Origin of the sequence: Colwellia sp. 6M3 (assembly GCF_014077595.1) — a bacterium.
Taxonomy (GTDB): Bacteria; Pseudomonadota; Gammaproteobacteria; order Enterobacterales; family Alteromonadaceae; genus Cognaticolwellia.
Map to the genome: position 1 here is coordinate 23,258 of NZ_JACGWF010000011.1, position 13,191 is coordinate 36,448.

Sequence of the window (13,191 nt, forward strand, 5' to 3'; positions counted from 1 at the left end):
TTTATTACCGTTAAAGGACAAGAGGAAAGAATGATGACAGAGAAAAAATTATCAGGTGCTGGATTACGTGGTCAAAGCGCAGGCGAAACAGCATTATGTACGGTAGGAAAATCAGGCTCGGGCTTAACCTACTGTGGTTACGATATTGCTGATCTAGCTGAAAATTCAACTTTTGAAGAAGTAGCTTACTTACTTTTCAACGGTGAGCTACCTACTGAAAAAGCCTTAGCGACATATAAAGCCGATTTACTTGCTATGCGTGACTTACCGCAAGCATTAAAAGAAGTGCTTAAGCTTATTCCAAAAGAAGCTCATCCTATGGATGTTATGCGCACCGGTTGTTCATTTTTAGGTAATTTAGAGCCAGAAAATGATTTTAGCGAGCAAAATAACGCTGCTAACCGTTTACTCGCCGCTTTTCCTGCCATCATGTGTTATTGGTATAAGTTTTCACACGAAGGGGTAGAAATTGACTGTATGTCAGATGAAGCTTCTCTTGGTGGGCACTTTTTACGTTTATTAAGTGGTAAAAGTCCGTCAGCGCAGCATGAACGCGTTATGGACGTGTCATTAATTCTATATGCTGAGCATGAATTTAACGCTTCTACGTTTACGGCGCGCGTTTGTGCTTCAACGTTATCTGATATGTACTCATGTGTGACGGGTGCTATTGGTACTTTACGTGGACCACTGCATGGCGGCGCGAATGAAGCGGCAATGGACATGATTGAAAAATTTAAATCTCCTGCCGATGCAAAAGAACAAATGGCCGGTATGTTAGCGCGTAAAGAAAAAATAATGGGTTTTGGTCATGCAGTTTATAGTACGTCAGATCCACGTAACGTTATTATCAAAGCATGGTCTGAAAAGCTAGCCGCAGAAAACGGTGATACTTCTTTATATGATATTTCAGTCGCCTGTGAAGAGTTTATGTGGGACAGCAAAAAATTATTTTGTAATGCCGACTTCTTTCATGCCTCTACCTATAATTATATGGATATACCGACGAAATTGTTTACGCCAATCTTTGTTTGTTCACGTTTAACAGGTTGGGCTGCTCATGTTATGGAACAACGTTCAAATAACCGTATTATTCGTCCTTCTGCGGATTATATTGGTGCCGAGCCACGTAAAGTTCAGCCAATTGCACAAAGGTAAATTGCGCTAGTATCGACCCCATAAAGCCTTATCTTCTTAGATAAGGCTTTATCACTCATTAAATTAATGACAAAGCGTTTATTTTCGCTTTGTCAAAATGTGGATTAAATTATGAATTATGATTACCGCAAACCTTTACCAGGCTATAAACACAACGGCTTAACCATAGATTTTTTTGATACTCGTGAAGCTATTGAAAATATTAAACCTGGCGCTTATAAAACATTACCTTACACATCACGTGTACTCGCTGAGCAATTAGTTCGACGCTGCGATCCTGCTACGTTAAATGAAGCTTTAAAGCAGATAATCGAATCTAAACAAGACCTTGATTTTCCTTGGTATCCAGCACGTGTTGTTTGTCATGATATTTTAGGGCAAACCGCGTTAGTTGATTTAGCCGGCCTGCGAGATGCCATTGCTGAACAAGGTGGTGACCCTTCAAAAGTTAATCCTGTGGTACCGACACAGTTAATCGTTGACCATTCATTAGCGGTGGAAGCACCGGGTTTTGATCCTGAAGCTTTTGATAAAAACAGAGCAATTGAAGACCGTCGTAATGAACAGCGTTTTCATTTTATCGAATGGACTAAAACTGCTTTTAAAAACGTTGATGTTATCCCTGCCGGTAACGGCATAATGCATCAAATTAATTTAGAAAAAATGTCGCCTGTTATACAAGCGCGTGACGGTGTCGCTTTTCCTGATACTTGTGTTGGTACTGACTCTCATACGCCGCACATTGATGCTTTAGGTGTTATCGCGATTGGTGTTGGTGGCTTAGAAGCTGAAACAGTTATGCTAGGTCGTCCATCTATGATGCGTTTGCCTGATATTATTGGTGTAAAGCTAACGGGTAAACGCCAACCCGGTATTACCGCAACCGATATTGTTTTAGCAATAACTGAATTTTTGCGTAATCAAAAAGTTGTATCGGCTTATTTAGAATTCTTTGGTGAAGGCACTAAGAGTTTAACCATTGGTGATCGTGCCACTATTTCAAACATGACACCAGAGTATGGTGCCTCTGCAGGTATGTTTTACATCGATGAACAAACCATTGATTATTTAAAAATTACCGGTCGTGAGCCAGAGCAAGTAGCGTTAGTTGAAACTTACGCGAAACACACAGGCTTATGGGCTGACGATTTAGTTGAAGCGCAATATCCTCGTGTGATCGAATTTGATTTATCATCAGTAGGCCGTAACTTAGCAGGTCCTTCTAATCCACATCGTCGTTTAGCGACAGCTGATTTAGCCTCGAAAGACATCGCTAAAGACTTAGCGGCCTGTAAAGTACAAGAAGCCAATGGCGAAATGCCTGATGGCGCGGTTATTATTGCGGCGATTACCTCTTGTACCAATACCTCTAACCCTCGTAATGTTGTTGCGGCGGGTTTAATAGCCAAAAGAGCCAATGAACTTGGTTTAGTGCGCAAACCTTGGGTTAAATCATCATTTGCTCCAGGCTCAAAAGTGGCCAAGCTTTATTTAGAAGAAGCCGGTTTGCTTTCTGAAATGGAAAAATTAGGTTTTGGTATCGTCGGTTATGCCTGTACTACATGTAATGGTATGTCTGGCGCGTTAGATCCTAAAATTCAGCAAGAAGTTATAGACCGTGATTTATACGCAACCGCTGTATTGTCAGGTAACCGTAACTTTGATGGTCGAATTCATCCTTATGCAAAACAAGCGTTTTTAGCGTCACCGCCGTTGGTGGTTGCTTATGCTATTGCCGGTACAATTCGTTTTGATATTGAAAAAGACATTTTAGGGCAAGATCAAAACGGTAATGACATTACACTGAAAGACATTTGGCCAAGTGATGAAGAAATTGATGCTATCGTTGCTTCATGTGTTAAGCCAGAGCAGTTCAAAAAAATCTACACACCGATGTTCGATTTAGGTGCTTTTGAACCGGCCGAAAGCCCATTATATGCTTGGGACGAAACCAGTACTTATATTCGTCGTCCACCTTATTGGGAAGGTGCATTAGCGGGTGAGCGCACCATGAAAGGTATGCGTCCTTTAGCCGTTTTAGGCGATAATATTACAACTGATCATTTATCACCTTCAAATGCGATTCAATTGGACAGTGCTGCCGGTGCATATTTGCATAAAATGGGCTTGCCAGAAGCTGATTTTAACTCTTACGCAACGCATCGTGGTGATCACTTAACCGCGCAACGCGCAACTTTTGCTAACCCTAAATTATTCAATGAAATGTGTCGTGATGACAAAGGTGAAGTTAAGCAAGGCTCATTAGCGCGTATAGAGCCTGAAGGCACTGAGTCACGCATGTGGGAAGCGATTGAAACCTACATGGAACGTAAACAACCACTGATTATTATTGCCGGTGCTGATTACGGACAAGGTTCATCACGTGATTGGGCGGCAAAAGGTGTACGTTTAGCGGGTGTTGAAGTCATTGTTTCTGAAGGCTTTGAGCGTATACATCGTACTAACTTAGTTGGTATGGGTGTCTTACCGCTTGAATTTATTAAAGGTGAAACACGTCATACATATAAAATTGATGGTACTGAAACCTTTGACGTTGAAGGGACAACATCACCGGGCGCAGCGATGTCAGTAGTGATGACACGTCGTAATGGTGAAGTAGTGACTATTCCAGTTAAGTGTCGATTAGATACTGGTGAAGAAGTGTCTGTTTACGCCGCTGGCGGCGTATTACAAAAATTTGCTAACGACTTTTTGGAGTCTACTACCTAAAGCTTTATTTTTGATAATAGCGGCCTTGGTCATGTACAAGTATAGATATGACCAAGGCTACCTCTTTGAACGAGAGTCAGAGTCCTGCTTCAAATGGTATGATTTATTAGCAGTAAATAGAGACTATTTACTGCTTTTTTTATAAAAAATAAATAATAAAGGAGATTGTTATGTCTCAGGTTCCTCAAGTAAAAATTCCTGCTACTTATATGCGCGGCGGCACATCAAAAGGTGTATTTTTTAATCTAACTGATTTACCACAGCGATGCCAAGTGCCAGGAGAAGCGCGCGATAATATGCTATTGCGTGTGATTGGTAGTCCTGATCTATACGGCAAGCAAACTGACGGTATGGGTGGTGCAACATCAAGTACCAGTAAAACGGTTATTATAGCTAAAAGTGAGGTTGCAGATCACGATGTAGACTATTTGTTTGGTCAAGTTGCTATAGATAAAGCCTTTGTTGATTGGTCGGGTAATTGCGGTAACTTAACCGCTGCTGTTGGCTCTTTTGCGATAAATGCTGGCTTAGTTGACGCGTCTCGTATTCCAAAGAATGGCGTTTGTATTGTTCGTATTTGGCAGAAAAACATTGCTAAAACTATTATTGCACGTGTACCTATTACTGATGGTCAAGTACAAGAAACGGGTGATTTCGAACTCGATGGTGTCACGTTTCCAGCTGCAGAAGTGCCAGTAGAATTCATCGCGCCCGTTGATCCATCAGAAGCTATGTTTCCAACAGGCAATGTTGTTGATGAACTCGACGTGCCGGCAATTGGAACTTTTAAAGCAGCTAAGTATAAAGTGACCATGATCAGTGCGGGCATACCAACTATTTTCTTAAATGCAGAAGATCTTGGCTATTCTGGTACAGAGCTACAGGACGCCATTAATAATGACGATGCTGCATTAGCACGTTTTGAAACTATTCGAGCAACGGGTGCGGTTAAAATGGGCTTGATAAACAATGTTTCAGAAGCGGTTGCTCGTCAGCATACGCCAAAAGTCGCTTTTGTTTCTGGCGCTAAAGACTATGTAACGTCAAGTGGTAAAGTGGTGTCTGCATCAGATATAGATTTACATGTGCGTGCTTTATCAATGGGTAAGCTACATCATGCAATGATGGGCACAGCAGCGGTTGCCATTGGCACTGCGGCTGCCATTCCAGGTACACTGGTCAACTTAGCTGCTGGCGGTGGTGATCGTGAGTCTGTCATTTTTGGTCATCCATCCGGTACGTTGAAAGTGGGTGCTCAAGCAACCAAGATTGATGAACAGTGGACGGTAAATAAAGCGATTATGAGCCGAAGTGCTCGAATATTAATGGAAGGGTGGGTGCGTATTCCCGAAGATTCGTTTTAACTATAATATGAGTATTGAGTCAAACTGACGATATACAATGATATAAAAAAGCTGTTAGGAATTTCAATTCCTAACAGCTTTTTTGTCTATGTAAGTCCTTAAATTAAGCCCTCAAGTTAAGTCCTTAAGTTCCAATATAGTATTAGACTAAGTAGCGAGTTATTTATTTGCTTTATTATAGCCACCAAAAGAGCCCGCAGGACCAGGAAAAACCACAGGGCTTTCAAAGCCATCTTTGGCAACACTACTTACGCCAAAAAAGTAGTTATCAATTACAATGTTTTTCAATTCAAATTTATTAACATCACCCACGTATTGACTATGTGTCCATGTTGGTTCAGTTGTTAAGCGCCAATGAACACGGTACCCAGCCAAATTTTCTGCCATTTTACCTTCTGGTCGTTGCCACTCTAGGGTAGTTGAAGCTTTTACTGCGCCAGAAATTTCAGTATTGGCAGGTGGTGCTGGTGCCCAAGCCATTGCCGCCATAGTGACTGCATTGAGCGATGTTAATTTTGCATTAAAATCAAAGTCTACCCCAGAAATTACATCACCAAATTCACGGCCATTTTCTGTACGTAGGTCTTGATGTTGACGATCGTAATGTTCATTCGTTTCCATAATTCGAACCGCAGGATAACCTACAGCATTAAAAGGGCGGTGATGTCCGCCTCTGCCGAATCTATCTAATCGGTAAACCATCATAACGTCTAAGTTTGGGATGTATTGGTCGGCAATTTTATCAATATAACGAGCGACATTTCTTGAAGGAGAATCAACTTCACCACCGGTAAATCGGCGTTTTCTAGCTTCTTCAGGGGTTTCAACATACCTAACACCTTCAGAAAAAACTCTTGCGGTTGTATTGTTTATAACGCCATTAATGCCTGAAATATTGCCGATCATGTCATTGTTAATTACGGCTTCAACACGCCAGCCTTCTTTTTGAGCAATACCCGCCATAATTTTTCCACCAAACAAGCCTTGCTCTTCACCTGACAAAGCAGCATATACAACTGTACCGGCGAATTTATGTTGTGAAAGCACTCTCGCTGTTTCGATAACACCAGCAACGCCCGAAGCATTATCATTTGCACCCGGTGATGCACTGGTAAAATTAAGCGGATCAGAGACACGAGAATCAATATCACCAGACATAACAATATAGCGATTAGGATCAAGTTGGCCACGCTGAATGGCAATGACATTGACAACTTCTGTAGGTTCAGGAATACGTTTTTCCCCTGAAAACACTTGTTTTTGGTAGATTACTTCTAAGCAACCACCACATTGTGCGGAAATTTTTTCAAACTCTGCTTTAATCCAACGACGCGCAGCACCAATACCTTGCGTATCTGACTTTGTTTCCGACAAGGTATGTCGTGTTCCAAAGCCAACTAACGTTGTAACATCTTTTTTTAGTCTTTCTGCGCTGACTTGTTGTTGTATTTCACGTAATACTAATTGCTCATTAGCAGGTACAACAATCGTTGAGGCATAAGTAGGTATTAAAGTGCTCAATGCACAGAATAGACCTAGGCTACTACCGGTAATAAAATTTAATAAGGGTTTAAGTGAAAAACGTTTACTTTGCGAAGGTTGAATAAACATAACGATGTCCTGCTGTCGGTTGTTATTATAATTACCCTGTGAGATTAGCATAACTGATACATTATTTGAGGGTATCCATCCTATTAATAATTCGATTCAACTCAGGTTTAGTTAATTTGAAGCAATAATGAGTTTTCTAAAAGTTAACATGCTGTAGGTTGAGTTAGATTTCAATATCGTTAAAACTCAGATATTGGTTGTTAACTTTTGTACTTGATAGATATAATTTATTGAACAATATAAACACATGTTTTCTAATGATTTTTAAAAAGGTAAAATAAAATTAATATTACGCTAATTGAATTTAAATTACTTAGCACTAACCTCCTTTAAGATAGATGAGTGATAAAGATGCAAATAAACGGTAGCTGTCATTGCGGTGAAATAACATTTGAAGCTGAAATTGACGAAAATAAAGTCTTGTTGTGTCATTGCCAAGATTGTCAAAAATTATCAGGCACAGCCTTTAGAGTTGTGGTGGTTTCTGAGCCAAACGGTTTGACTTTTACTCGCGGAAAAACTAAAGAATACATCAAGGTAGCCGAAAGTGGTAATCGACGAGCTCAAGGATTTTGCCAAAATTGTGGCAGTGCCATTTATGCTACTTCTGAAGATACAAATAACAGGGTATATGGCATTCGAGCGGGTTGTATCGATCAACGTAATCAATTAGTACCAAAAACTCAGATGTGGTTTAGTGCTTCAGTGCCTTGGCTCAGTGATATTGTAAATATTCCAAGTTTTGCTAAGGTGCCCGGTAAATAAATAGTTTTTAGATGTCTAGCAAAATGTACATAGGAAGCAACGGGCTTAATTTTAAAAACTATAAATGTTTAAGCCAATATTTAATTAAAAATAGCTAGTAGGGTTAATATTTCGCATTAAAGTGCCATAATTTTACATATAATTGCTAAATCCTGCTGATAGCGCTTTAATTTAATGCGCTATCAGGGTATGTTATGCGCTTTTATTCTAGGCATGATTATTAATGACTAAAAATACTTTTTATCGTGACTTATATACCCAAGTTGAAGCATTGATAAGTGACGAAGCTGATGTTATTGCCAATATGGCAAACGTAAGCGCCTTATTATTTGAGCAACTATCAGACGTTAACTGGGTAGGCTTTTACCGAATGGTAAATGATGAGCTTGTATTAGGTCCATTTCAGGGCAAAGTTGCTTGTATTCGCATCCCCGTTGGACGTGGTGTTTGTGGTACCGCTGTAAGTGAGAATAAAGTACAGCGTATTGCCGATGTGCATGAATTTGATGGCCACATTGCTTGTGATGCTAGCACTAACTCTGAAATAGTATTACCTTTAACCATGAACAACAAGGTTATCGCAGTACTTGATATAGACAGCGTAGCTTTTAATCGCTTTGATGCTGACGACCAAGTAGGATTAGAAAAAATAATTAGTTTATTTGAAAATGTTATGATCTCTCATGGCGTGTTAAACTAATGAAAGAATTTATTGTTATTCATGACTATCTCGTATCAGAAGCCGTAGTTGGTGATTGGGATGGTCAAGAAGAAGAAGTTGCTGAACGTATTAACGAGATTTATCATACCGTTTATGATTTGGCAGAAGAAGATATTGCACCAGAGATTTTAGAGCAGTTACTTGCTTTGGTGTGGGATACGTGGATAGGGCAAGAAGCCTTAGCTGAAATCGAAAGTGAAGATATTTATGATTGGTGCCGACATTTGTTGGAAAATCGTGAACAATATCTTGCAGATCAGAATGAAAATTTTTAAAAGTTGTATTTATGGAAACTAAAACAGAAAGTGAAGTAAAAGTAGCAACAGACGAAGTAGTTGAAACAACGTCAAATGCTGAAGCAGAAGTTAAACGTATTAGCACGAAAGAAATTATTGCTTATTTAGCAGAGAAATTTCCGGCTTGTTTTTCTATTGAAGGTGCTGCAAAACCATTAAAAATTGGTATATTTCAGGACTTAGCAGAAAAGTTAACGGATGATGAAACTGTTAGCAAAACACGTTTACGTCAAGCATTAAGACATTACACAAGTAGTTGGCGCTATCTAAAAGCGATTAAACTTGATGTGTATCGTGTTGATATCGACGGTAATGACGATGCTAAAATCGATCAAGAACAAGCTGACTACGCGAGTAAAACACTTGCCGAAAGCCAAGAAAAATTTGGTAACAAAAAATCAAAAGACAAAGCAGGGAAAAAACCTTATAAAGGTAATGCTGCTAAGGGAACTAAACCAGCTCCTAAAGACTCTACTGATAATAGTCGCAAAGAAAAGTTCAATACGGTCAAGTCAACTAAACGTGCTGTTACAAAACCCGCCGTTAAACTTAAACCTGTTGAAACAAGTAATGTTGTGGTTGGCAAAAATATTAAAGTGCAATTGGGTCAATCTTCAATGGACGCTGTGATAACAGAAGTTTCAGGTAAAGATGTTAGCGTACAATTAAACTCAGGTATGGTTGTTAAAACACAAGTTAAAAATATTTTTACAGAATAAATTTGGAGTAAGTGAATGCATAAGTTTTGTCGTTTAGCTGTTGCGGTATCATTGTCATTTGTCAGCATATCAATATTTGCTGACACCAAAGAAGACAATTTAGTTTTACCGGTATTAGCGCCAGAGAGCCAACACGCTACATCTACTAAGCGAATAACGGCGCAATTTACGCGTGCACACTACAAACAAATTAAAATAGATAACTTACTGTCTGAACAAATTTTTGACCGTTATATCAAGCAACTAGATTATGCTCGTAACGTATTTCTGGGCTCGGATGTTAAAGGTTTTGAGCAATATCGCGATGAATTTGATACCGTAATATCTCGTGGTAAACTCGATATTGCCTATGAAATTTATAATCTTAACTTACAACGCAGACTTGAGCGTTATGAGTACGCAATTAGCTTATTAGAGAGCGATAAGCCCTTTAACTTTGAACTTGATGAGTATTACAACTTTGACCGTGAAGATGCCGAGTGGCCTACCTCTACTGCTGAGCTTAACGAGCTATGGCGCAAAAAAGTAAAATATGATGCACTTAATTTAACGCTTGCAGGTAAAGAGTGGGAAAAAATTCAAGAAGTACTCGGTAAACGCTATCGCTATGCTATTAAACGTTTAAAGCAAAGTGAAAGTGAAGACGTATTCCAAGTAGTCATGAATAGCTTTGCACGTGTTGTTGAACCTCATACATCATATTTATCTCCGCGAAACGCTGAACGCTTTCAAATGGAAATGAATTTATCTTTGGAAGGTATTGGCGCTGTTTTACGTGCAGAAGAAGATTATACCGTTATTCAAAGTGTTGTTGCTGGCGGCCCTGCTGATAAATCTAAAGAATTAAACCCTAAAGATCGTATTGTCGGTGTTTCTCAAGACGACAAAGAATTTGTTGATGTTATTGGCTGGCGTTTAGATGATGTTGTAGAACTGATTAAAGGCCCAAAAGGCACTAAAGTTAGGTTACAAGTATTAGGTGAAGAATCTGAAGACGATAGCAGCATTAAAATCGTTTCAATTATCAGAGACACAATTAAACTTGAAGACCGTGCAGCTAAATCAGAAGTCTATTATGAAAATGAAGCTGATGAAAATGCGAAAAAACTAGGTGTTATTACGATACCTAGTTTTTATAACAATCTTTCTCGTGATGTTAAGTTAGAAATAGCAAAACTTAAAGACGAAAATGTATCAGGAATTATTGTTGATCTACGTGGTAATGGCGGTGGTTCATTAACTGAGGCGACCTTACTTACTGGATTGTTTATTGATAAAGGCCCCGTAGTACAAGTACGTGATGGTGCTAACCGCGTGCAAGTTAATAGCGACAAAGATGGTATTAGCTTTTATGAAGGTCCATTAACCGTTATGGTTGATCGATACAGTGCCTCAGCGTCTGAAATATTTTCCGCAGCCATTCAAGATTATGGCAGGGGCTTGGTAGTAGGTGAACATACTTTTGGTAAAGGTACGGTTCAACAACACCGTGGTTTAGGCCGTGTTTATGACCTGTACGAAAACCCTTTTGGTAGTATTCAATTTACTATTGCTAAATTTTATCGCATTAATGGTGGTAGCACTCAACATCGTGGTGTTTTACCTGATATTGAATTTCCATCGGCGATAGATCCGGCTGACTGGGGTGAGAGTAAAGAAGAAAACGCTTTACCTTGGGACCAAATTCCACAAGCGCGTTATAATAAACTGAAAGATATTAGCCAAGATGTCACTTACTTAACTTCATTGCACAACTCGCGTGTTGCACAAAATAAAGAGTTTAATTATTTGCTTTCTGATATTGCAGAATATAAAGCAGAAAAAGATGATAAGACTATTTCATTAAACTTAGCTGAACGAAAAGAGAAAAAAGAAAGTCGCAAAGCTAAACAGTTGAAGCGTGCAAATGAACGACTAACCATGATGGGTAAAGAAAAAGTTACTGACTTAGATGACTTACCAGAAGATTTAGAGAAGTTAGATCCATTTTTAGATGAAACTGCAAAAATTACTCTCGATTTAGTATCACTAGATAAAATGGTTAAAAAATAGCATTTTTACAACTTCTAAAAAAACCACCGAAAGGTGGTTTTTTATTGTCATGATGCCGTTACTAATTTTTACCTGAAATTTTTGCATAATTATTCTTATTATCCCTTGTAAACAAAGGGCTTGTTAACTGTGATTTATCAAAAAAAACTTGCACTCTATGACAACAGTCGGCATCTTACTCATACTAATAATTTAACCACTATAATAACTAAAGATAATAAGGTGTAAATTTATCTATGTCTGATCCTCAATCAATTCGACAACCGTCTATGTTGGATTCTTTAATTCCAATTATTGTGCTCATTTGTTTATTAATAGCCGGTGTTACCTTCTTTGGTGATAGCTCATCATCTGGACCTAACCAAATTGCACTATTATTAGCTACTGGTGTTGCAGCCGTAATAGGACTTAAAAATGGTCATAAGTGGCATGCTATGGAAAAGGCGATTATCCATGGTATATCAATATCGTTAGGCGCTGTATTAATTTTATTAGCCGTTGGTTCATTAATTGGTACATGGCTGTTATCTGGTACTGTACCGACCATGGTTTATTATGGATTGAAAATTATAGATCCTAGCTGGTTTTATGCTGCAACATGCCTAGTATGTGGCGTTGTTGCAATGAGTATAGGCAGTTCTTGGACCACAGCGGCTACCGTCGGTGTTGCGTTCATCGGGATTGCTGGAGGCTTTGAGCTTTCTGCATCAGTTACCGCTGGCGCAGTGATATCAGGGGCTTATTTTGGTGATAAACTGTCACCTTTATCAGAAACAACTAACTTAGCACCAGCAGTCGCAGGCAGCGAGTTATTCGAACATATTCGTTACATGTTATGGACAACTATTCCCTCAATCACCATTGCGCTGATTCTTTTTCTGATTATAGGTTTTAATCACTCATCAGTAGAAGTTGGTAGTACAGACAGCATAGTGTCATTAACGAGCACCTTAGAAAATACATACAACATATCTGCCTTAAATTTAATTCCTTTGCTTATTTTATTAGTGATGGCCTATAAGAAAATGCCAGCATTTCCTGCGGTTGCTATCGGCGCTGTAATTGGTGCTATTTGGGCGTTGATTTTTCAGCAGGAATTAATTTTAGGTATGGCTGTTGAGGGTATTGACTCAACTAAAGCCACGATTATGGTGGTTTGGACTGCTTTCTTCGACGGCGTTGTGGTTGAAACCGGTAATGCAGAAATAGACCAGCTATTAAGCCGTGGTGGTATGTCTGGTATGTTAAATACTATTTGGCTTGTTGTTACAGCCCTAAGTTTCGGTGCTATTTTAGAGCACTTAGGTATGTTGAAAAAGTTTGTCGAGTCAATTTTAGCGAAAGCAAAATCAATTGGTAGCTTGATTGCCAGCACGGTTGCAACATGTATTGGCACCAACTTAATCACTGCTGATCAATATATGGCTATTGTTATGCCTGGAAGAATGTATAAAGAAGAATATGAAAAGCGCGGTTTACATCCTGTTGTATTAAGTCGAACTCTAGAAGACTCTGGAACGATCACATCACCATTAATACCTTGGAATACATGTGGTGCCTTTATGTTTGGCGCTATGGCCTTAACTTCTTATGATTATATATTTTATTGCTTCTTTAACTTAATTAACCCTATTTTAGCCGTGACATATGGCTATATGGGCTTTAAAATTAAAAAATTAGTGACAAAAACTTAATATATTTAAATTTTAATAAATATTCATAAAGCCTGTTTACTACAGGCTTTTTAATATCTGTTACCTGTGTTATTTACTGAC

Annotated in this window: 10 protein-coding genes; 9 read left to right on the top strand and 1 reads right to left on the bottom strand. The window is 38.9% G+C overall.

Annotation, left to right across the window (positions count from 1 at the left end):
- Positions 1 to 33 precede the first annotated feature (33 nt).
- The 3 genes from prpC (at position 34) to prpF (ending at position 5,252) form a co-directional block, all read left to right on the top strand.
- Positions 34 to 1,158 (top strand): 2-methylcitrate synthase, encoded by a 1,125-nt coding sequence (gene prpC, locus H4J50_RS04255; RefSeq protein WP_182254657.1) that lies wholly within the window; start codon positions 34 to 36, stop codon positions 1,156 to 1,158.
- 111 nt (positions 1,159 to 1,269) lie between these two features.
- Positions 1,270 to 3,888 (top strand): Fe/S-dependent 2-methylisocitrate dehydratase AcnD, encoded by a 2,619-nt coding sequence (gene acnD, locus H4J50_RS04260; protein WP_182254659.1) that lies wholly within the window; start codon positions 1,270 to 1,272, stop codon positions 3,886 to 3,888.
- Positions 3,889 to 4,058: 170 nt separating this feature from the next.
- The gene (prpF, locus tag H4J50_RS04265) at positions 4,059 to 5,252 is read left to right on the top strand and encodes a 2-methylaconitate cis-trans isomerase PrpF (RefSeq protein ID WP_182254661.1); all 1,194 of its coding nucleotides are present in this window, start codon (positions 4,059 to 4,061) and stop codon (positions 5,250 to 5,252) included.
- A gap of 159 nt (positions 5,253 to 5,411) precedes the next feature.
- Here the strand turns inward: prpF and H4J50_RS04270 are convergent, their stop codons facing one another.
- Positions 5,412 to 6,863, bottom strand: coding sequence for a M28 family peptidase (locus H4J50_RS04270; protein WP_182254663.1), 1,452 nt, complete (start codon positions 6,861 to 6,863; stop codon positions 5,412 to 5,414).
- A gap of 351 nt (positions 6,864 to 7,214) precedes the next feature.
- On the opposite strand from H4J50_RS04270, the gene H4J50_RS04275 reads away from it, so the two are divergent.
- The 6 genes from H4J50_RS04275 to nhaC all read left to right on the top strand — a co-directional run bounded on the left by H4J50_RS04275 (position 7,215) and on the right by nhaC (position 13,110).
- Entirely contained in the window at positions 7,215 to 7,628 is a 414-nt protein-coding gene (locus H4J50_RS04275; protein ID WP_108456260.1) for a GFA family protein, read from the top strand.
- Positions 7,629 to 7,851: 223 nt separating this feature from the next.
- Complete coding sequence (locus tag H4J50_RS04280; protein ID WP_108456259.1) at positions 7,852 to 8,328, top strand: GAF domain-containing protein; 477 nt, start codon at positions 7,852 to 7,854, stop codon at positions 8,326 to 8,328.
- Entirely contained in the window at positions 8,328 to 8,624 is a 297-nt protein-coding gene (locus H4J50_RS04285; RefSeq protein WP_108456258.1) for a hypothetical protein, read from the top strand. Before H4J50_RS04280 ends, H4J50_RS04285 begins: the two co-directional genes overlap by 1 nt.
- Before the next feature lie 11 nt (positions 8,625 to 8,635).
- Positions 8,636 to 9,364 (top strand): RNA chaperone ProQ, encoded by a 729-nt coding sequence (proQ, locus tag H4J50_RS04290; protein ID WP_108456257.1) that lies wholly within the window; start codon positions 8,636 to 8,638, stop codon positions 9,362 to 9,364.
- Between the two features lie 15 nt (positions 9,365 to 9,379).
- Positions 9,380 to 11,416 carry a carboxy terminal-processing peptidase gene (gene prc / locus H4J50_RS04295; protein ID WP_108456256.1) on the top strand — a complete coding sequence of 679 codons (2,037 nt, stop codon included), beginning with the start codon at positions 9,380 to 9,382 and terminating at the stop codon, positions 11,414 to 11,416.
- 236 nt (positions 11,417 to 11,652) lie between these two features.
- On the top strand, positions 11,653 to 13,110 hold the full coding sequence (gene nhaC / locus H4J50_RS04300) for a Na+/H+ antiporter NhaC (protein WP_108456255.1): 1,458 nt from the start codon (positions 11,653 to 11,655) through the stop codon (positions 13,108 to 13,110).
- The last annotated feature ends 81 nt before the right edge of the window (positions 13,111 to 13,191 follow it).